Annotated in this window: 19 protein-coding genes; 10 read left to right on the top strand and 9 right to left on the bottom strand. The window is 37.7% G+C overall.

What is annotated here, in order from left to right:
• The first annotated feature begins 3 nt into the window (after positions 1–3).
• Complete coding sequence (locus V6R96_RS03970) at positions 4–1161, top strand: pyridoxal phosphate-dependent aminotransferase (RefSeq protein ID WP_111953719.1); 1158 nt, start codon at positions 4–6, stop codon at positions 1159–1161.
• Between the two features lie 162 nt (positions 1162–1323).
• The gene (locus V6R96_RS03965) at positions 1324–3756 is read left to right on the top strand and encodes a TonB-dependent siderophore receptor (protein ID WP_223557805.1); all 2433 of its coding nucleotides are present in this window, start codon (positions 1324–1326) and stop codon (positions 3754–3756) included.
• Between the two features lie 82 nt (positions 3757–3838).
• On the opposite strand, the gene V6R96_RS03960 is transcribed toward V6R96_RS03965, so the two are convergent.
• Entirely contained in the window at positions 3839–5056 is a 1218-nt protein-coding gene (locus V6R96_RS03960) for a PQQ-dependent sugar dehydrogenase (protein ID WP_336378067.1), read from the bottom strand.
• Between the two features lie 105 nt (positions 5057–5161).
• Here V6R96_RS03960 and V6R96_RS03955 point away from each other — a divergent pair, with 105 nt between their 5' ends.
• The 3 genes from V6R96_RS03955 to uvrB all read left to right on the top strand — a co-directional run bounded on the left by V6R96_RS03955 (position 5162) and on the right by uvrB (position 9073).
• The gene (locus V6R96_RS03955) at positions 5162–5533 is read left to right on the top strand and encodes a BlaI/MecI/CopY family transcriptional regulator (protein WP_223557807.1); all 372 of its coding nucleotides are present in this window, start codon (positions 5162–5164) and stop codon (positions 5531–5533) included.
• A gap of 2 nt (positions 5534–5535) precedes the next feature.
• Positions 5536–6933, top strand: coding sequence for a M56 family metallopeptidase (locus V6R96_RS03950; RefSeq protein WP_336378066.1), 1398 nt, complete (start codon positions 5536–5538; stop codon positions 6931–6933).
• 148 nt (positions 6934–7081) lie between these two features.
• The gene (gene uvrB, locus V6R96_RS03945; protein WP_111953729.1) at positions 7082–9073 is read left to right on the top strand and encodes an excinuclease ABC subunit UvrB; all 1992 of its coding nucleotides are present in this window, start codon (positions 7082–7084) and stop codon (positions 9071–9073) included.
• 85 nt (positions 9074–9158) lie between these two features.
• Here uvrB and V6R96_RS03940 read toward each other — a convergent pair whose 3' ends face one another.
• The 4 genes from V6R96_RS03940 to V6R96_RS03925 form a co-directional block, all read right to left on the bottom strand.
• Positions 9159–9386, bottom strand: coding sequence for a DUF3820 family protein (locus V6R96_RS03940; RefSeq protein WP_034701224.1), 228 nt, complete (start codon positions 9384–9386; stop codon positions 9159–9161).
• A 2-nt stretch (positions 9387–9388) separates the two neighbouring features.
• On the bottom strand, positions 9389–10471 hold the full coding sequence (locus tag V6R96_RS03935; RefSeq protein WP_223557809.1) for an AI-2E family transporter: 1083 nt from the start codon (positions 10469–10471) through the stop codon (positions 9389–9391).
• A gap of 24 nt (positions 10472–10495) precedes the next feature.
• Complete coding sequence (locus tag V6R96_RS03930; protein ID WP_223557810.1) at positions 10496–11233, bottom strand: beta-carotene 15,15'-monooxygenase; 738 nt, start codon at positions 11231–11233, stop codon at positions 10496–10498.
• A gap of 71 nt (positions 11234–11304) precedes the next feature.
• The gene (locus V6R96_RS03925) at positions 11305–12027 is read right to left on the bottom strand and encodes a hypothetical protein (RefSeq protein WP_223557811.1); all 723 of its coding nucleotides are present in this window, start codon (positions 12025–12027) and stop codon (positions 11305–11307) included.
• A 47-nt stretch (positions 12028–12074) separates the two neighbouring features.
• Here V6R96_RS03925 and V6R96_RS03920 point away from each other — a divergent pair, with 47 nt between their 5' ends.
• Positions 12075–13052, top strand: coding sequence for an aminodeoxychorismate synthase component I (locus tag V6R96_RS03920; RefSeq protein WP_336378065.1), 978 nt, complete (start codon positions 12075–12077; stop codon positions 13050–13052).
• The gene (locus tag V6R96_RS03915; protein ID WP_111953741.1) at positions 13036–13662 is read left to right on the top strand and encodes an aminotransferase class IV; all 627 of its coding nucleotides are present in this window, start codon (positions 13036–13038) and stop codon (positions 13660–13662) included. The genes V6R96_RS03920 and V6R96_RS03915 overlap by 17 nt, the downstream gene beginning before the upstream one ends.
• Here the strand turns inward: V6R96_RS03915 and menD are convergent.
• Positions 13659–15335: a 2-succinyl-5-enolpyruvyl-6-hydroxy-3-cyclohexene-1-carboxylic-acid synthase gene (gene menD / locus V6R96_RS03910; RefSeq protein ID WP_111953743.1), complete on the bottom strand. Its 1677-nt coding sequence runs from the start codon at positions 15333–15335 to the stop codon at positions 13659–13661. The genes V6R96_RS03915 and menD overlap by 4 nt on opposite strands.
• Before the next feature lie 84 nt (positions 15336–15419).
• On the opposite strand from menD, the gene V6R96_RS03905 reads away from it, so the two are divergent.
• Together V6R96_RS03905 and V6R96_RS03900 are read left to right on the top strand one after the other, a co-directional pair.
• Complete coding sequence (locus tag V6R96_RS03905; protein WP_336378064.1) at positions 15420–16370, top strand: 2-oxoglutarate and iron-dependent oxygenase domain-containing protein; 951 nt, start codon at positions 15420–15422, stop codon at positions 16368–16370.
• 182 nt (positions 16371–16552) lie between these two features.
• Complete coding sequence (locus V6R96_RS03900; RefSeq protein ID WP_167409392.1) at positions 16553–16714, top strand: bacteriocin-like protein; 162 nt, start codon at positions 16553–16555, stop codon at positions 16712–16714.
• An 84-nt stretch (positions 16715–16798) separates the two neighbouring features.
• Here V6R96_RS03900 and V6R96_RS03895 read toward each other — a convergent pair whose 3' ends face one another.
• Together V6R96_RS03895 and V6R96_RS03890 are read right to left on the bottom strand one after the other, a co-directional pair.
• Positions 16799–17845, bottom strand: coding sequence for a PA0069 family radical SAM protein (locus V6R96_RS03895; RefSeq protein ID WP_336378063.1), 1047 nt, complete (start codon positions 17843–17845; stop codon positions 16799–16801).
• Between the two features lie 119 nt (positions 17846–17964).
• Positions 17965–18159 (bottom strand): hypothetical protein, encoded by a 195-nt coding sequence (locus tag V6R96_RS03890; protein ID WP_111953749.1) that lies wholly within the window; start codon positions 18157–18159, stop codon positions 17965–17967.
• 173 nt (positions 18160–18332) lie between these two features.
• Here V6R96_RS03890 and V6R96_RS03885 point away from each other — a divergent pair, with 173 nt between their 5' ends.
• The gene (locus V6R96_RS03885; protein WP_336378062.1) at positions 18333–18683 is read left to right on the top strand and encodes a hypothetical protein; all 351 of its coding nucleotides are present in this window, start codon (positions 18333–18335) and stop codon (positions 18681–18683) included.
• Between the two features lie 57 nt (positions 18684–18740).
• On the opposite strand, the gene V6R96_RS03880 is transcribed toward V6R96_RS03885, so the two are convergent.
• The gene (locus V6R96_RS03880; RefSeq protein WP_336378061.1) at positions 18741–21389 is read right to left on the bottom strand and encodes a hypothetical protein; all 2649 of its coding nucleotides are present in this window, start codon (positions 21387–21389) and stop codon (positions 18741–18743) included.
• Positions 21390–21407 lie beyond the last annotated feature (18 nt).

The raw sequence follows: 21407 nt of genomic DNA, 5'->3' as shown, positions 1-21407 counted from the left end.
AAAATGTTTACAAATAAAGATATCAATTTTGAGGCCCTGAAAAGAAAAGCGTATAACGGAAGATGGGCAACCCTGGAAAACGGAATTATTCCTTTAACAGCAGCAGATCCGGATTTCAGAATGTCTCCCGAGATCGAGCAGGGAATTATTGAATATATCAAAGACGGATACCTCAGCTATGGTCCGTTTTCAGGAATTCCTGAATTCAAAAAGAGCGTTGCAAAACACTTCAATACGGAAAAGAACGGAAGTTTTACCCCGGAAAATGTTTTAGCAGTGAACAGTGCTGCCCAGGGAATGTTTCTGGTCGCCAAATATGTTTTAGGCCCCGGAGATGAGGCTATTATTTTCGATCCGGTGGATTTCCTGTTCAAAAAGACAGTGGAAGCAGCGGGGGGAAACATCAAATTATGCGCTGTTGATTCCAAAACAGGAGAGATCGATTTTGAAATGCTGACTTCTTTAATCTCATCAAAAACAAAACTGATCAGCATCTGCAATCCTCACAATCCGGTGGGAAGGGTTTATTCAAAAGAGGTTTTAATAAAAATTTCAGAAATAGCCGAAGCTCATAATCTATGGGTAATGAGTGACGAGATCTGGAGTGATATCGTTTATGACAAGAAAGAATTCAATACGTATTCTTCAGTCTCAGAAGCTGCAAAAAAGAAGAGCTTTACTGTTTTTGGATTTTCAAAATCATTCGGGATCGCCGGTTTGAGAATTGGAGCTGTTTTGTGTAATGATCAGGAACTTTTGGATGATTTTACCGAAAAATCCCAGTTCAATTCTACCATTGAGGGTGTTTCTACATTATCTCAGATTGCAGCAAGTGTGGCTATTGAAAAGGCCAAGCCGTGGTTTAATGATTTCCTTGAGCATTTGCAGCACAACAGGGATCTTGCCTATAGCATGTTGAGTAATTCCGGTATTTTAACCCCGAATTTACCTGAAGCAACGTTTGTTATTTTCCCGAAAATTGAAAACGGATTTTCAAGCGAAGCCTTTACACAGCACGTTTTAAAAGAGGGAAAAGTAGCTGTTGTTCCAGGCTCTGAAAGATGGTTTGGAAAAGGTGCCGAAGGTCATATCAGGATTTGCTTTTCTACTTCCAGAGAAATTCTGGAAGAGGGACTTAGCCGCATAATCAAAAGTTTTTAAAGTTAATATTTTTCATTATTACAAGCATATTGATTGAAATTTTTCTTTATTTAATTAAAATTTAACTTAATTTAAATAATTCTTACACAATAGCATATTTTCATATTGATTTGAGATTAAAATTCAATATTTTTGATACAATCACTAACTTAAATATGAAATATGAAATTAAAGTACACAAGTGTTCTTTTTTTGGGAACAGTTTCGATGTTGTATTCGCAAAATACAAATGATACGATTTCCAAGGAATCAAAAATAGAGGAAGTTTCCATTACCGGAAGCCGGAATAAAAAAAGGACCGTCACCAACACTCCTGTTCCCGTTGATGTAATTGATATTAAACAAGTTAGCCAGTCGACGGGACAGATAGAAGTGAACCAGCTTCTTCAGTTCAGTGCCCCTTCCTTCAATTCCAATAAACAGTCGGGATCAGACGGCGCTGATGCAACTGACCCAGCAACCCTTCGTGGACTTGGCCCGGATCAGACCTTGCTTTTACTGAACGGAAAAAGATATCACCAATCCTCACTGATTAATGTTTTTGGAACAAAAGGAAGAGGAAACACAGGATCGGATATGAACACCATTCCGATCGGGGCGATAAAAAGGATTGAAGTGCTTCGGGACGGAGCCTCAGCACAATACGGATCTGATGCGATAGCCGGGGTTATCAATGTTATTCTTAATGACCGCAGTCAGGGTTTTGAGGGCAATGCCTTTTATGGAATGAATCTTTTTAAAAGCCCCGGGAACAAAGATGTGGTATCGGATCATAAAATAGACGGAACTACTTTCGATTTCAGCGGAAATCTGGGAACCAAAATAGGCAACAAAGGAGGTTTCGGTAATTTCACTGTTGAATTTGTCAATAAAGACCGTACCATACGGAATGCCAATCCGGAAAAGTATTCATCTCCAAGGGAAAGGTTTGGGGATGCAAAATCACAGAATATTTATTTCTTCGGAAATGTAGAGCTTCCCTTGTCTGACGGGTTGAAATTCTATTCCCGCCAGGGATTTTCCTATCGTAAGACGAATGCCTATGCATGGACAAGATCACCGGATGCCGACGGAAATATCCCTGAAGTTTATCCTAACGGTTTTAATCCTATAGAAGATACCAGCATTACAGATTTCACTTTTGACAACGGTCTGAAATTTAAAGTTGCTAGCTGGGATGTCGATTTTTACAATGCATTCGGAAGCAACAGGTTTACTTATCAGATAGACAACACAATTAATGCCACTCTGGGAATAAAATCTCCTACGAGTTTTAATGCCGGCGGACATTCTCTTTTGCAGAATACAACAGGTTTTAATGCTTCAAAACAGTTTAAGGTATTGGAAGGTTTAAACGTTGCTCTCGGATCCGAATTCAGATATGAAGAATTTGAGATTATTAAAGGAGAAGAAGCATCATATGCAATGTATGACGTTAACGGAAATATTGTAACATCTGACACTCCTGAAGGTCTCCTTGTTACCAATCCATTATCCGGCGATGTGCGCCCCGGCGGCTCGCAGGGATTTCCTGGATATTCACAGGAATTTAATAAAAACAGAAATAATTTTGCCGCCTATGTAGACACTGAACTGGATATCACCAAAGACTGGATGATCAGCGTGGCAGGAAGGTTTGAAAACTACAGTGACTTCGGAAGTACTTTGAATGGTAAATTCGCGACACGGTATGCCATTACTCCTCAATTTGCATTCAGAGGTTCTGTTTCTACAGGATTCAGGGCACCTTCTCTGGCACAAAAATATTACAGTCTTCAGTTTACGAACTTTCAAGGAGGAAACCTTGTAACGATACAGCTTGCTGCTAATGATAGTAACCTTGCACAAACAGTTGGAATTCCACAATTAAAGCAAGAAACCTCGTTAAATGGAAGTGCCGGATTCACTTTCAATACAGGAAAGTTCACGGCAACAGTGGATGGATATTACATTAAAGTAAAAGACCGGATTGTATTGACAGGAAATTTCACACAGGATGATGATGCTATAGGTCAAATACTAGCTGATAATCATATCGACCAGGCCCAGTTTTTCACCAATGCAATAGATACCAGAACAAAAGGGGTTGATATTATATTAAGCTACACGGAAAATATTGGTTCGGGAAAGCTTTCCGCTACTTTAGCAGGGAACTACAATGACATGGAAATCACTAAGATCAATACTTCAGAAAAGTTAAAAGGAAAAGAGGACGTCTACCTGAGTGCGAGAGAAAGAGCATTCATTTTAGCGTCCGCTCCCAAAACAAAGGTCAATCTGAACTTAAATTACAAAATTGATAAGTTCAATGCCAACCTTCAGCTGGTAAGATTTGATAAGGTAAAGCTGATAGGCTACAACGGTGCAGATGACTACCAGCTTTATGGGGCAAAAGTAACAACCGACTTATCTTTTGGTTATGAATTTTCCAAAAGCTTCAATCTTACTATTGGAAGCAAGAACCTGTTTAACCGCTATCCTACATTACAAACTGCCGCTGTAGACGGCAATACAGAATCCGGAGGCATTTTCGATCCTGTACAGATGGGTTTTGCAGGAAGACAGGCTTTTGCAAGACTTAATTTTAAGTTTTAAAATAAGCATAAAGGGCTGTATCAACGTAAAGAATAATCAACAATTTGATTTTGTTGAAATAATCTGCTGATACAGCCTCTTTTTATTTTTTAGAGATTTTATAGAGCTTACCACTGTCTGTAACGGCATACAGGCTGTCATCCATTCCATCCAGCACATCTCTGAAACGTTCTTTCTGGTCAGCAAGAAGGCGTTCTTCGCCCACCACCTTATTATCTTTCATAACAATCCTGTTAATGTGCTCGCCACTTAAACACCCGATGATAAGATTTCCTTTCCATTCCTCAATATTTCCGGTATAGAACGTAACTCCGCTCGGAGAAATTACAGGATCCCAATAATAAACGGGCTGTTCTGTTCCCTCTTTTTGGGTTATACCATCTCCCACTTTAGCTCCGGAATATTCAATTCCATAGGTTATATCTCCCCAGCCATAATTTTTCCCGGGTTGTATCAGATTAATTTCATCACCACCTCTGGGGCCCATTTCAACATCCCAAAGCGTTCCGTTCGGATCTATTGCCATTCCCTGTGGATTCCTTACGCCATAGGCATAAATTTCCGGCTTATATCCCTGTTTTCCAATAAACGGATTTCCCGGAGCCGGTTTTCCTTCTTTTGTAATTTTTAATATCTTTCCTAAATAATTATCTGTTTTCTGGGCATACACTCTTGTCTGTTTGTCAGATCTTTCCCCTGTACTTACAAATAGATTTCCGTCCCTGTCAAAAGCCAGTCTGCTCCCATAATGCTTATCGCCATCATAGGAAGGTTCTGCACGGAAAATAACTTTAACTTCTGAAATATTTTTAAGATCTGCCGAGAGCTTTCCTTTTGCCACCGATGTCAGATTTCCTTCACCAAATGGTTCTGAAAAACTAAAATAAATAATATTATTCGTCTTAAAATCAGGATCAAGGGCTACATCCAGCATTCCTCCCTGCCCTTTTGAATCTACTTTGGGGAATCCTCCGATTTTAGAAACCTGTTTTCCATCTGTTGAAACCACATTCATATGGCCGTTTTTATCGGTAATAAGAAACCTTCCATCGGGAAGATTTACAATTCCCCATGGCCTGCCAAGGTCTTTATTAAGGACTTCAACTTTATAGGCTGTTGTGGTTTTTACAGCTTTAATTCTGGTTTGTCCATCAAAAGCGGGTTTATAATTCGTATTCGGTTTTTCGGTCTCTACACTACCGTCGTTTCCTGTCTGCTGGGCATTTGCATTGTTCTTCTTACATGAGGATAAAAGTAAAAAAACACTGAGTGCCGGTACATAAATTGGTTTGAATTTCATAGCGTTGTGATTAGTGGTTAAAAATAAATGGAAAAATAGTGCCACAAAAATTTGCAGGTGAAAATTTTTATTCTACATTTGTAGAACAAATTACAACATTGTAGAATGAAAGAGATAAAATTAACCGATTCGGAAAAAAATCTTATGGAAATCCTTTGGGAAAAGAAGCGAGTTTTCATGAAAGACATTCTTGATTCGTATCCGGAACCCAAACCTGCCGCGACAACCATCGCCACACTGCTGAAAAGAATGCAGAATAAAGACCTGGTAGGTTATACATTGTATGGAAATTCCCGTGAATACTATCCAAAAGTAGAGAAAGGGGAATATTTTAATGAGGAAATGACCTCTATGATTGATCGTTTTTTCAACAGCTCGGTGACTCAGTTTGCTTCATTTTTTACTTCTAATGCAAAGTTCAGTCAGAAGCAGTTGAAAGAACTCCGCGATATAATAGACCAAAAGATAAAAGAATAAACATGTTCATTATTGTTCTAAAAATGGTGCTGTGTTCTTCAGTATGTATTGCTGTATATTACCTGTTTTTGGAAAAAGAAAAAATGTACCGGTTTAACAGGTTTTATTTGCTTGTTTCTTTGATTTTTTCTCTTGTGATCCCATTTATTTCCATCACAGTACAACCTCCAAAAACAGTGAATAAGTCTGAGATCATATTTGAAGATGCCGCACAACAGATCATCCAGGCACAGCCTGCCCAGGAAATTTTTGATTGGATAAATCTGATATGGTTCATCTACGGAGCCGTTGCTCTTTTCCTTTTAATAAAAAGTATCTTGTCAATTATAGCTATCAGAAACGTACAGGGTGAAAAGATGATCTACCAGAATTACACTGTTAAGGTAGCTCATGAAAACCTTCCTCCGTTTAGCTTTTGGAATACCATTTATTTAGGTAAGAGTTATATAAAAAATAATATAATTGATCCAAGGATCTTCCTGCATGAAAAAAACCATATTGACCAGAAACACAGCATAGATCTTATTTTTATAGATATCCTGAAAATTTTCACATGGTTCAATCCAATTCTTCATATTTATAAAAAAGCAATCATTACCAACCATGAATTTCTTGCAGACGAAGCTGTTTTGAACAGGAAATACGACATTAAAGAGTACCAGAATCTGATTCTTGATGAGATTATCAATATCCAGAACCCGCCTCTTACCCATTCATTTAATTTTAACAACACCAAAAAACGATTTATTATGATGACAAAGAAAAAATCCAGATTCACTGTCCTGAAAAAAATGGCAGGAATCACAACTCTCATTGCAGCAACAGCTCTATTCGCAGAAAGAACATACGCAGTCAATCCTATTGCTCCTTACAACCCCCAAAAAGTGGGCGCAGGGACTGTAGAAAATGTGGAGTCTCCTCAAGTCACTTCAACTAACTCTGGTTATTTTGAAAAAATAAAAGAGAAGCCCAGTAAAGCAGTGGAATTCAAGAAAGAAAGTACAAAAGCCGCTGCAGATACTATCTCCCCAAAGAAAACAGCACAAGCAAATAGTAATGAAGGTAATAACACAAATGTAAACCAACAACAGGATAGGGATTTTGTTCAAGCAGAATTTCCAGAAGGAGCAAAATTACTTCGCTCAAAAATTGGGTCAATGCTTGACACAAGTATATTTGACGGAAAAGAAAAACTGGTAAAATCAACAGCACATATACATGTTGATGAAACCGGAAAAATAAGTCAAATAACAGCCTACGGTGATAATGAGGCATTCAATAAAGAAATTGTTAAAACCGTTACAGCAGTAAATAACGGAATGGTATGGAAGCCTGCAACAAGAAATGGAAAAGCAACAGCAAGCATCTTCACATTGCCTATGTCCATGAGTTTTCAGTAAGATGAATTAACAAGCGCTATAAGTTTAGCGCTTTTTTATTTTGTATACTTTACGGACAGAGAAAAAAACACAATTAAAACATTCACCTTCAAATACTTTATGAAGGCTAAAAATTTCTTTCGTATTTTTGTTGTATACATCATTTCCTATGAATTTTAATCTTCAATCAGAATATAAACCTACAGGCGACCAGCCACAAGCAATCGAAAAGCTTACAGAAGGCATTGAGATCGGCGAAAAATACCAGACCCTTCTTGGTGTAACGGGCTCCGGGAAAACCTTTACTGTCGCAAACGTTGTACAGAATGTACAGAAACCCACATTGGTTCTTGCCCACAACAAGACTCTGGCAGCACAGCTATTCATGGAGTTTAAGGAATTTTTTCCTGATAACGCTGTTGAGTATTTTGTCAGCTATTATGATTATTACCAACCGGAAGCCTATATTGCAACAACCGGGACTTATATTGAGAAAGATCTGAGCATTAACGAAGAAGTAGAAAAACTACGTCTCTCCGCAACAGCCAGCCTTCTTTCAGGAAGAAGAGATGTACTGATTGTAGCCTCTGTTTCATGTATTTACGGTATCGGAAACCCTTCAGAATTTCATAAATCACTTATCACATTAGCTATTGGAGAAAAAGTAACGAGAACCGCACTCCTCCATTCTTTAGTTAACGCATTATATGCCAGAACATTGGGAGACTTTCAGAGAGGTACGTTCCGGGTAAAAGGAGATGTTATTGATGTTTTTCCGGCATATGCTGATAATGCAGTGAGGATTCAGTTTTTTGGAGATGAAATCGAAAAAATCCAGAGTTTTGATCCTGTAAGTGGAAATGTAGAATCTAATTTTGATCAGATTCAGATTTATCCCGCGAACCTCTTTGTGACATCAAAAGAAACTCTAAACGGAGCTATCAGAAGCATCCAGGACGATATGGTAAAGCAGGTAGATTTCTTTAATTCTATTGAAAAACCCCTGGAAGCTAAAAGACTTCAGGAAAGAACAGAACTGGATCTTGAAATGATCAAGGAACTGGGCTACTGCTCAGGGATTGAGAACTATTCAAGATATCTTGACGGAAGGCTTCCCGGTTCAAGACCATTCTGCCTGATTGATTATTTCCCGAAAGACTTTTTAATGGTTATTGATGAAAGCCACGTTACTATTCCCCAGGTTCATGCCATGTACGGTGGTGACCGGAGCAGAAAAGAAGCTTTGGTAGAATATGGCTTCAGACTTCCGGCTGCTATGGACAACAGGCCTCTTAAGTTTGAGGAATTTGAAGCCATGCAAAACCAGGTGATCTATGTTTCTGCAACACCAGCTGATTATGAACTGGAGAAAACCGGAGGAGCTTATATTGAGCAGATCATCCGTCCAACAGGGCTTCTCGACCCCGTTATCGAAGTAAGACCAAGCCTAAACCAGATTGATGATCTGATGGAGGAGATCCAAAAAAGAGCAGACGCTGACGAAAGAGTTCTGGTTACCACCTTAACGAAGAAAATGGCCGAAGAACTTACCAAATACTTCATGAAATTCGGGATCAGGACAAGATATATCCATTCAGATGTAGAAACGTTGGAACGTATCCAGATTATGCAGGACCTACGTTTGGGGATTTTTGACGTACTCATCGGGGTCAATCTGTTAAGAGAGGGACTTGACCTTCCGGAAGTGTCTCTGGTAGCCATTCTGGATGCTGATAAAGAGGGAATGCTCAGAAGCAGAAGATCGATGATCCAGACGGTAGGACGTGCAGCAAGAAATGTTAACGGAAAAGCAATCATGTACGCCGATAAGATCACAAAGTCCATGCAGGCCGCCCTGGATGAAACCGAATACCGTCGTAAGAAACAAATACAGCATAATGAAGCCAATGGACTTGTTCCTCAGGCCTTAAATAAAAAGATCTCAGAAAATCTTGTGGGAAGAAGTAAAGATTTCCCGGATCCGAAATACACCCAGAAGGAGATTCTTCAGAAGGCAGCTGAAACAAAAGCCAGCTACGGAGATAAAGACATTGAAAAAATCATTGTCCAGAAGCAGAAAGAAATGGAAGCTGCCGCTAAAAATCTTGATTTCATAAAAGCAGCCAAGCTTAGAGATGAAATCACAGCTTTGAGAGAATAATAGATGGTATTATAATAATTTTTAGGGCCGCATCTTCGATGCGGCCCTAAAATTATACTTATTTGTCAATCAGAAAGACTCTTCCTTATCTTAAAGAAGCTCTGATTGGTATCAGAAGGTCCATCAGGCCATTGAGCTTAATTTCGTAAACGGTTGAAAGCTGCATCCCTAATTTTCCTTTAGGCATACCCTTTCTGTTGAACCACTCCAGGTAGCTTACCGGAAGGTCAGCAAGCACTGTTCCTTCATATTTTCCAAAAGGCATCTTTACGATGCAGATCTCCTTTAATATTTCTGAATTTACGCCTTCCACTTTTATACAATTAAATTAACTTTTTCTTCTTCATCATTATCCGGCAGTTTAAGATCTGGCGGTGTGTCTTCATCTGAAAATTCATTCCTGTAAACCTGGATCAGAAGCAGGGTAAATGAAATAAGGATCGGTCCGAAAATCAGTCCCATAAAGCCAAATAAATTCATTCCCATAATAATTCCGAACACAGTATTCAACGGATGAATATTTTCAAGTTTCTTTAAAAGGGTAAATCGAAGCAGATTATCCGTAAGCCCGACTACTATCAAACAATAGGCGGCCAAACCAAGTCCCTGCCCAGTATTGCCTTCAGCAATCATAAAAATACATACCGGAATATACACAATAGCTGCACCTACAACAGGAACCATTGAAGCAGCAGCTGTTAAAGCAAAAAGAAGAACTGGACTGGGTGCTCCAAAGATAAAGTACCCTATCAGTGCTACGATTCCCTGCCCTAAGGCTACAACAGGAATTCCAATCGCGTTGGCCATGATCAGCTTTCTAAGCTTATCGCCGATCAAAGAAATATTAGCCCTTTTTAATGGAGCGGAAGAGCTCAGGATCTTCTCAAACAGTCTTGGCCTATCCAGCATAAAATAAAGAATAAAATACATGGACATTACCACAGTAAGGGTATTAAATGTACCACTTAATGCTGATGTAGAAAACTTTCCTGCAGAATTCTTTACTTTATCCATATTCTCTTTGCTGAGAATATCAAAACTTGTTTTTGAGTAGATGTATGAGTGTATTTTATCCAGAAATACATTGAATTTGGTCATATAAACCTGGGCATTTCCCAGCTTATCGATCAGAAGGTCGGCAATAAAATAGATTGGAAGAATAAGGATAATAAGACTGGCCAGCATCAAAACAAGCGATGATTGCCAAGATTTCCATTTTTTTTCTTCCTGCAGATAGAAATTATATCTTCTACAGACCACATAAATAGTGATCGCTCCAAGCACTGATGGTATGAACAGTGAAAGATTAAAACAGATTAATCCGGTAAGCACCAGAATTATAGCCAGCAGGGCAACTTGTTTTATCGCAACATTGCTTATCTGTTTATCTTTATCCATTGTGTTCCTATCTTATTATTTTATTTATTTCTTAAATTCGATTTGTCTCGGTTTTCCTAAAAAAGCACAATAAGCAGAATACATGACGATCATCATAAAAGGAGCCGTTAAGATAATACCAATACCGCATAAAACAATTCCGGCAATAGAGATCAGTCCTCCCAATACGGTAGTACCAAGAAACGTTCCGTAATTTTCTTTGGCAATGTTAAAAGACTTCCCTAATGCTTCAGTAGCCGATGCATTTTCGAATAATAGAATAGGATACCCCAATAAAAGGAAAGGATAAACAAAAATAAACGGGAAAAAGCACAGCGCCATCGCAACACTTGAAATAATCCCCGAAAGAATACTGTAGATCAGGATATTTACAAAATTCTGCTTATATCCGATGAAAAGGTCTGCAAAATCGATCTGACTTTTAGTATTGTATTTATTCACTATATAGATCAGTCCTACGTATAATGGAGCCAATAAAATCCCCAGAAGACCGGACAATGAAAGATAAAGCGAAAATCCCGGAGCATTCCAGTAGCTGAAATTAGAGTAATCTCCACCTGCATCTTTCATTTCTTCCATCATGGACGCAGAATTGAACCCGCTGACAGACTGAATGATGAATCCTCCTATAAGGTAAATTATCATCGCGACGATTCCGTAAAGAAAAACGCCTTTATACATTTCAAATGAATGCGAAATAATGGATCCTGTATCCCTGTTTGGAACAGATCCCTGTTGATCAAATTCGTTAAATTCTGACATAGTTTAATATTTAATGGTTTCACCAAATTTAACTTTTTTTGGCATAAAAACATATTAAACCTTTTGAAAGTTTAACTTTTTTCCGAGAAAATCGTTTTATACAGTGAGTAAATCATTGCGTTCCAAAACGGAAACGTAAAGAGTCCGCCTATAAAAAATAATGCAAACCCAATAAACTTAAAGAAAATCGCAACAATAACGCAGACCAGTATTTCTAAAAAATATTTTCTTAAAGCCTGAAGATTCAGTGAAACAGCTTCGAAAATCCGTTTATTGTTAAAAAACATCAGTGGGGCAACAAAAATGGTGACAAATACCCATATAACAGCAAGGATAATAGTCTGAAATGTATAGACATAGACAAATGACCAGAAAATATAATATCCTATATATTTGAAAAAATTAAACCCATTGTATCCTACAAGCAGATCTCCAAGTTCCAGTTTTTCATTCATGTCAATTTTCCTGTAAATCTGATAAAACCCAATATTAAGGGGATAAAGAAAAATAGAAGTTCCGATAATAGCCCAGGAAAAATATTGAAATCCCGGATTGGACTGCATTTTTACGATCTGCGCAGAATATGCTTCCATGCCATCTTTTGCATATTTCGCCGCTTCTGCATATTGGGCTAAAATACCATACTTCCCATCAAAGAAGAAAAGCACCGTAAAAAAGATCCCAAAATAAAAAATTGAAAATATTAATTGAAAGAAAAGAGTCTTATTCCAATAGAAAAAAGCCTGCTTCAGTATAAAATCTATTCCTGGTTTCTGAGGATATCTGCTCTGCATTAAAAAAATTTTACACAAAAGTAATCATCATTAATTATTTTTGCAGGATGTTTTCAATGAATCATCAAAAATTTATGGAAATGGACGAACTTTCCCTTCAGAAGGTTCCGTACTTTTTCATGATCGATTTCCTTTCGGAGAATATAGAAATCTATAGAGAAAATGAAATTAATAAATCAGGCTTGTTAGTTGATTTTCAGCAACTATCAAACTCAAAACAGAAACACGTCCTCAATAAAAAAATTGAATGGGAATCATTTCCGGAAACGCTGGAAAGCTTTAAAAAAGGATTTGATAAGGTTCAGAAAAATATCCGTCTGGGAAATTCTTATCTTGTCAATTATACAAGAAAGACTAGGATTCAGACCAATTTAAGCCTCGAAGAAATTTTTTATCACTCAAATGCGAAGTATAAAGTGTTTTATAAAGATTTTTTTGTATTTTTTTCTCCTGAAACTTTTGTAAAGATTATTGACGGCAAAATTTTGACTTATCCAATGAAAGGTACTATTGATGCATCATTGGAAAACGCAGCTGAAGTTTTGAAAAACGACAAAAAAGAAAAAGCGGAGCATTATACTGTTGTGGATCTTCTCCGGAATGATCTCAGCATGGTTGCAGATAATGTGAAAGTTGACCAGTTCCAGCATATAGACCTCATCAGGACACAGCAAAAAGACCTGTATGCGATGAGTTCTGAAATTTCAGGAAATATAAAGCCAGAGTTTGCAGGAAAAATAGGCAGCATGATGGAAAAACTGCTTCCCGCCGGGTCAATTCTCGGCGCTCCAAAGCCGAGAACACTGGAAATAATCTTAGATGCGGAAGGATATGACAGGGGTTATTATACCGGAGTATGCGGCTGGTTTGACGGTGAAAACCTTGACAGCTGTGTGATGATACGCTTTATTGAAAAAGAGGGAGACCTGCTTTATTTCAAAAGCGGTGGCGGTATAACGCATATGAGCAAGTTAGAAGACGAATATCAGGAAATGAAAAATAAAATCTATGTCCCAATTCATTGAAAGCATAAAAGTAGAAGATCAGGAGATTTTTCTTCTGGAACTACATCAAAAACGTATCAACCAGACTTTTGCCCATTTCGGGAAAGAAGGCTCTATTGATCTGGCCAAGATCTTCAAAAATCTTGAACATGATGAGGACGGTCTTTTCAAACTGAGACTTTCCTATGACCTTGATAAAAGGGTACGGACGATGATGATCCCATACGCTATTCCTGAGATACAGAGCTTCCAGCTGGTTGAAAACAACAGCTTTGACTATTCTTTCAAATTTGAAGACCGTAAGGAGCTGGACAAGATGAAAATGAAATCAAAAGCTGAAGAGATCATCATTGTTAAAAACAACCACATCACTGACACTTCTTTTTCTAACATTCTTTTCTTAAAAGGTAAGGACTGGTTTACGCCGGCTACTTATCTGCTGAACGGAGTACAGAGGCAGAATCTTCTGAAACATAAAAAGATAAAAGAAACTGAAATCACACTTCAGAACATTAAGCAGTTTTCTCATTTTCAACTGATTAATGCCCTGAATGATTTTGATGATATGTTTATTTATCCTATTGACAAGATTACAAATTTACCGGGGAATGAAGAATATCTTGATCTTTAATTCCCTTTCATGAACTCGAAATAAGCTTTCTGAACATCTGCGCTGTTTTTCCCGTATGTATTTACCTCAAGGATTTTCGGCTGCAGATCAGGTTTGAAGAAATTCTCCAGCACACGGTCCAGCGTAGGCTCATCTTCCACTTTGATGTAGGAGAAACCGAAATGTTTTGCTAAATGTTCAGCATGTTTGCGGTGTTTTGTCGCTATAAATTCGTCTAAAGTATTGGGATTGGCATTACCCGGTCCCGGAATAATTTTAAAGATATTTCCTTCCCCATTATTGAAAATAATAATTCTTACAAACGGTGGAATATATTGGTTCCAAAGCCCGTTGATATCATAGAAAAAGCCTAAATCCCCTGTAATAAGCAGGGTTGGATTTGCATTTTTTATGGCAAAACCCATTGCCGTAGAAGTAGAGCCATCTATACCACTTGTTCCTCTGTTACAGTACATTTTCCTTTTTCCAAAATCAAAGAGCTGTGCATATCTGATCGCGGAGGAATTACTGAAATGGATATTGTAATTTTCAGGAATGGTCTGTGAAGCTTTATTAAAGAAATAAAAATCCGAAAATTCGGCTTTATTCAGGAATTGTTCATGTTTAGCATCTTTTTTATCCCTTAGAACGTCCCAAAGATTAAAATAGGGTCTAGGTTCAAGGTTGATGAATTTCAGAAGTTTGGAAAAGAAAACCTCCGGCTTCACTTCAATCTTTTCAGTCAGAGAGAAATAGGTATCCGGCTGCCACACTTCATCCAGGTGCCAATGTTGCTTCGGACGGGCACTTCTCAGGAATTGTTTTACTTTTTTGGAAACTACATTCTGACCTACCGTAATCAGAAGATCCGGAGCATAGGTTTTATAATCCTCTTCAGTAAAATTAAAAATATAACGGTCAATATGCCTGAAAAACTTCTCATGATACAGATTAGAGTTAGCTTCACTCAATACAACAACAGAATGGTTTTTCACCAGTTGCGTTAATTGATTTTCCAGCTCCGGGCTGTGATCTTTGGTTCCCACAAGAATCATAATTCTCTGGGACGTATGCCAGTCTGCGATTAAATTGGATGGCACCTCATATTCCTTATGCCTGATCGTTTTTTCAACGGAGGGAAAAGAGGGAAGCTCTGAAACCAGCTCATATAAAGGCTCTTCCAACGGAATATTGATGTGTACCGGTCCCTGTTTTTCAAAACAAAGCTCAATTGCTTTTTTAATAATGTCAAAATTAACATCCTCTGCATTTTCTTTACTGTCTTCCAAGAGCTGAAAGTCACCATAAGAATGCTGATGAAAAATATCCTTCTGCCTGATGGTTTGCCCGTCAAAAATATCTACAAAATCCGTAGGCCGGTCGGCGGTCAGGATCAAAAGCGGAACATTCTGATAGAAAGCTTCTGTAACTGCTGGGTAGTAGTTGGCTACTGCAGAGCCGCTGGTACATGTTATTGCTACCGGCTTTTTCTCACTTTTAGCCATTCCTATTCCTACAAAAGCTGCACTCCTTTCATCTACAATACTGTAACAGTTGAAAGCATCAATTTCCGAAAAATGAATCGCCAGGGGCGCATTTCTGGATCCCGGGGAAATGATAACATCTGAAATTCCGTACTGCTGAAGAAGATGGGCAAGTATCTGAATACTTCTCTTAGAAGAATATTTTTTCATACAGCAAATTTAACTGATAAATACTTATTTTAGAATTATTTCATTTAAAAAATATGTAATTTTGTGATTCGTAAATTTCTAAAAATGGATAAAATACCTAGTGTAGACCTGCGTGATTTCCTTTCGGACAACCCGGAACGCAAACAGAAATTTGTAAATGAAATCGGAAAAGCTTATGAAGAAATTGGTTTTGTTGCCTTAAAAGGCCATTTTCTTGATGACAAACTAGTAGATGAACTCTACGGAGAAGTTAAAAACTTTTTTGAACTCCCTGTAGAAACGAAGCAGAAGTATGAAATTCTAGGAATCGGTGGCCAGAGAGGTTACGTAGGATTCGGTAAAGAAACCGCTAAGGGTTTCAAAAAAGGTGATTTAAAAGAATTTTGGCATTTCGGACAGTATGTGTCTGATGATTCAAAATACAAATCCGAGTATCCTGACAACGTGATCGTTGATGAGCTTCCAAAATTCAATGAAGTAGGTAAAGAAGCCTATCAAATGCTCGAAAAAACAGGCCAGTATGTATTAAGAGCTTTGGCTCTGTATCTTGGTCTGGACGAGTTTTATTTTGACGATAAAATCGCTGAAGGAAACTCTATTTTAAGACCCATCCACTATCCACCAATTACCCAGGAACCGGATGATGCGGTAAGAGCTGCTGCTCATGGAGACATTAACCTGATCACTCTTCTGATGGGATCTCAGGGAAAAGGCCTTCAGGTTCAAAACCACAACGGAGAATGGATCGATGCGATTGCTGAACCGGATGAATTAATGATCAATGTTGGAGATATGCTCTCAAGACATACCAACAACAAATTGAAATCTACTATTCACAGAGTGGTTAACCCTCCAAGAGAATTATGGGGAACATCAAGATATTCTATTCCGTTCTTTATGCATCCGGTGAGCGAAATGTCATTGAATGCTCTTGAAAACTGTATTGATGAAAACAATCCGAAGCTGTATGAAGATACAACTGCAGGAGAATTTTTACATGAAAGACTTATTGAATTAGGACTTATCAAAAAGTAATATAAAAAAGTCAATAATTGATCTGTATTCCGGGTACCAAGATAATAGGATACCCTTCAGATTAATTATTGACTTTTATTTTTATATCACAAATTTTTAATATTAAAATCTACCATATCTTATTTTAGTTAAAAATATTTTAATTATCTTTACTTTAATATCAAATTTTTAATTAAAACAGTATGAAAAATTTAAAAAAACTAAACAAAGGCCAGTTAAAAAGCATCTCAGGAGCAGGAGCAATTAAGCTTCCGGAACCGGAATTCTGTATGTATTATTGCAGCGGAACTGTAATCTGTGCAGCTTGCAGCGATGATTTCCAATGTCCGGATGACTCTATGTAATTTTAAAATCAAAAACGAATAAGAAAACCGTTCCTTTTGGAGCGGTTTTTATTTAAGAAAGACTTTACTAAAAACTCTTTAAATTCAATCGAACAGCCTCAATTGCTGATCTTTGGCTCCGGTAAAATTCGCTGTAGACAGTTTGGGAAATTCGCTTCCGTCAAAAAATTTCTTTCTCCCGATTTTGAATGTATTGTGAATCATTTCAGCGATATTCCCCTCTCCTCTCTGTCTTTCAAAATATCTTTTGTCGCCCAGTTTCCCCCCTCGCATAGATCGGATAAGATTTAAAACCTTTTGTGCCCTGTCCGGGAAATGGGTTTCTATCCAATTGACAAAAACAGGCTCTATCGTATCATTGAGCCTTACCAACGTATATCCGAAGCTTAAAGCTCCTGCATCGGAAATAGCTTTTAAAATGCTTAACGGCTCATCACTGTTCAGCCCGGGAATAATGGGTGCCACCATGACATGCACGGGAATTTTGTTTTCTGTAAGAATCTCTACAGCCTTCAATTTATTCGGAGCCGAGCTTGTTCTCGGTTCCATTTTCCGCCTAAGCTCTTCATTAATAGTAGGTATACTAAGTGACACAGAAACCAGGTTCTGCTCTGCCATAGGTTTTAGAATATCCAGGTCTCTCAGAACAAGCGCATTTTTTGTCAGAATATTAACTGGATGTCTGTAATCCAGGCAGACCTGAAGTAGTTTTCGGGTGATTTCAAACTGCCTTTCTGCAGGCTGATAGCAGTCAGTGTTTCCGGAAAGAAGGATAGGTGCTGGTCTGTAACCTCTTTTCTGAAAAAATTTCTCTAACAGTTCCGGAGCATTTTTCTTTACCATGATTTTTCTTTCAAAATCAATTCCGGCACTATAGCCCCAATATTCATGGGTGGGTCTTGCAAAGCAATAGGAACATCCGTGTTCGCAGCCCTGATACGGATTCATGGAATATTCCATCGGCAGGTCTTCACTTTTCACCTGATTCACAATGGTTTTCGGAAAAACTTCCGTAAAAGAAGTTTTTACGGTTTCGAAATCTTCATCATCCGGCTCATAGGTATACCTGTCGAAACGGTTGATCACGTTTCGCTGCGCTCCTTGTCCTTTTATGAATTTTTCGTTCTGCATTGTGATGTAAAATTAAAGTGGATTTCTTATAAAATATAAGTTTTAACATTAAAGTTATCCACAAAAAATCCGGCCTCTTTGACAGAGCCGGATTTAACATAATTAAATATATTCTTTTACTACTTCAGTGCATAAAATTCCACTCCGTGATATTCATCATCGTGGTTTTTTTCATCAAAATGTCTGTGATAATCCGAATAGGTATCACTATATTTTTTATCTTTTTTAGTCAATATCTTTTTTATTCCAATAAAACCTAATACTGCCAAAAGACCAACTCCCCCTGCCAGTAAAACGCCAACTTCTTTTTTCATATTTTGTCCGATTTATTAAAGTAGTTATTGCAAAAAGTATACCTATTTTATTTTTTTGAATTATAAATTTTGTTAACATTCAGCATTATTTTAATCAAAGATGTAATTGTCTTTTTATGTAAATTTGACAAATCAATGGTTTAATTATTGTAGTAGTTTAAGAAAATAATATTATGGATAATTCAGAAAATAACGACAGGATGACAACTTTGAGCCAGGTCATGAATACTCTTGCAGGAAGAGGAATACACAGAGAATTCAGAATGAATGAGGCCTGCGAAATGAAATTTGAAAATTCAGAAAAAATATACCAGCCGTCAGAGCTGACCATTTTAAAAACTTACCGTTTTGAAGGAGACAGCAATCCGGATGATAGCGCAGTATTGTACGTTGTAAAGGATAATGAAGGAAACCGAGGAATGATTATAGACTCTTACGGGGCAGACAGCAACTATCCGGGAGAAGAATTTGATAAATTTTTAAGAGACATTCCTATTCTGGAAAGTGATGAATTTAACTTTTAGCGGCTTAAAGATTAAATCCAGAAATAACAACTTTATCCCTTAAGATATATCCCGGAACTATTCAGTTACGGGTTTTTCTTTTTTCTTAAAAACTCCTTTCAGGAAGCCTTTCTTTTCCTTTTTCTGTGGCTTAGGCTCTTCTTTTTTTGCTTTAATATCCTGTTTCAGTTCTTTTACTGTTTGTTTTACTTCTTTTACAGAAGAAACGGCATCTTTTACGGTTTTCTCGGTTTTATCAATATTCACACCTATTAAAGTCTTCTTCAGCCCCTGCTCAATTCCTTTCCAGAAAAGATTGAAGAATGATTTTGTAGGGTCTCTTTCAACATTTTCCACTGCAACGGCTTCAGGAAATTTTTCGGAGTCGGATCTTATAAAGAGATTGGCAACAGCAGTCAGTACACCCTTTTTCTCATGATTATCCTTATTTAGAACGGCAATTTTGAGATCTTTATGTTTCAGGTTGAATGTTCCGTGTATTCCTGCAGGATTTCCTTTGAAATTAAATAACATTTGCTGAATTGTTCCAGAAGTTGCCGTGACATGAAGGTAAGGTCTGATAAACGGATTAATTCCGCCTGCAGGAAGATTGGTTGTTTTCCCGGAAATTGAAAATGCATCGGTATGATCTGCCACATCAAAGCCCCAATTGACAGAAAGCGGCGCCAGGTTCATAAACGAGCAGTTGATGTTGATATCTACTTTTGTAGATCTTTCTTTTGTTTTGGCAGAATTAAGGTTTTTAACGTTCATATTAAAACTGCTGAACGTCAGTTTTCCGGGCCCTGCACTTTCCGGAGTGTCTTCTTCATAGACCAGAACTGAATTTTTCAGGTCAAGGTTATTAACGGTCATTGGAATTTTTATAGACCTTAGCAACCTGGAATACAAAGGTTTTATTTTAGGATCATCTTTGGGAATCTTACTTCTGAAAATATTGGCATTTGCAGCAAGAACAGTCACATTGGAAGCATTGATGGATTTATTATCCGAAAACAGGTCCCAGCTTCCGTCTGCCGTTACCTGTGTCGCCTTGAGGTCGTACAAATCCCGCTCAACAGGTATCATTCTGATAAACTGTGCTCTTGAAACGAGAGGCTTCATCGCAAAGTTATTGATCTGAATTTTATTTTTATTTAATTTTAAAAGACTGGCGCTTAAATTATAAAATTGTGTTTTATAAGCGAAGTTCCGGGTTGTGAGGAAATAGTCTCTAATTTTGAAAGAAAGTCCTTGCCCATTAGGTTTTCGAGCTATTTCAATGGCATTGACAGTCGCATTGAGGTCATGAAATGCCAATGGCTGCATTCCTTTATCGTAAACAATATCAGAGTTTTTAAGAGTCATTTTCCGGACTATTACAGATTGTATTATTCCCTGGCCATGGTTCTTTTTCACTTTGCTTTCAGCAGCCTTAATCGTTCCGTTTATATTCTCAACAAGAACATCTTTAAGATCAAGATTAAGTTTTCTGTCAATAAATTCAAACTTATTAATGTTGAATGCAATATGGCTGGTTTTTAAATCCATAGAACCCTTCTCTGCCGCCATTGTTCCGGGAGAGAGGATCAGATTCCTGATTTCACCGCTTTTGGGGTTTAATGCAAAGCTCTCAACGGCAAAGTTCCGGTGATTTGAGTACTGTATATCCTTTCCTGAAAAATGGAAATCTTTATATCCAACAGGAATCACTTCTGCCGCAGTGACCTTATCAAACTTCAGCTGGTTGACTTTTACATTCAGTGTTTTTGCAAAAAACAGTCTGCTTCCGTCAGGTTTATTGACCAATACAGAGAGGCTGTTAAGTCTCACATCTTCCAGATTGATCTCAAAATTCATTTTTCTCTCAGCCTTTTGGGGTTTTATTCCGGTATTATATACATTAAGAACCGGATTTTGAAAATCAGCATTGGCCAGCGAAATTTTGTTCTTCTTTAAAACCACATCTTTAAAATCCATTTTTGGAATGGAAAACTCAAACAGTTTTGGTTTCTTGGGATAGAATCTTTTAAACTGTTCGAAAGAAAGCAGCGGAATCAGACGAAAATTTCCGACCGACATCTGTCCGTTTGACGTTGCAATATTGCTGATGGTAATGGCATAAACATTATCCGGACGAAAGAAAAAATTTCTCCCTTTGATATCATAACGGTCAAAAACTACCGGAAGCTTATCTTCTACAGACTCTTCGGTCATCTGGAGGTTTTCTACAAAAAGATCTAGATCCTTCACGGACAGAAATTTCTGTTTGGTATGCTTAAAAATATTGATGACCCCTTTATTGATCCTTATATTTTCAAACAAAACCGGATTTCGCTTTTTTCCCGTTTTATGGTCTACAGGTTGGGCAAGGCTGATATTTAAATTGGGTTTCGCCAGCAGAAGGTCAGATGAGCTGATTCTTTTATTGAAAACAGCATCATAAATTCCGAAACGGCTGATCTTTAGGGTATCAATTGTTCCCTGGAGCCCAATTACGTTGGTATTTTGGGGATCTTTGCTGTTTACCGTTATTCCTGCTACAAAAATATTTCCTGAACCAAGATCTACATCCAGTTTTTTATAGGAAACCTTATAGTCGGTATTATTCTTTATATATTCAGGAAGCTGGGTTTTAAGCCAGATATTCAACCCGAAATTTGCAGCCAGAAGAATGACCAACAGAATTCCAAGGCCTATCAATAACTTTTTAACCCATTTATTCATATTTGTGATTTGGTTTTC

It is taken from the genome of Chryseobacterium sp. CCNWLW53 (assembly GCF_037083525.1).
GTDB lineage: Bacteria > Bacteroidota > Bacteroidia > Flavobacteriales > Weeksellaceae > Chryseobacterium > Chryseobacterium lathyri.
The sequence above is the reverse complement of the archived record's forward strand: the minus strand, read 5'-3'. Positions and strand labels throughout refer to the sequence as shown.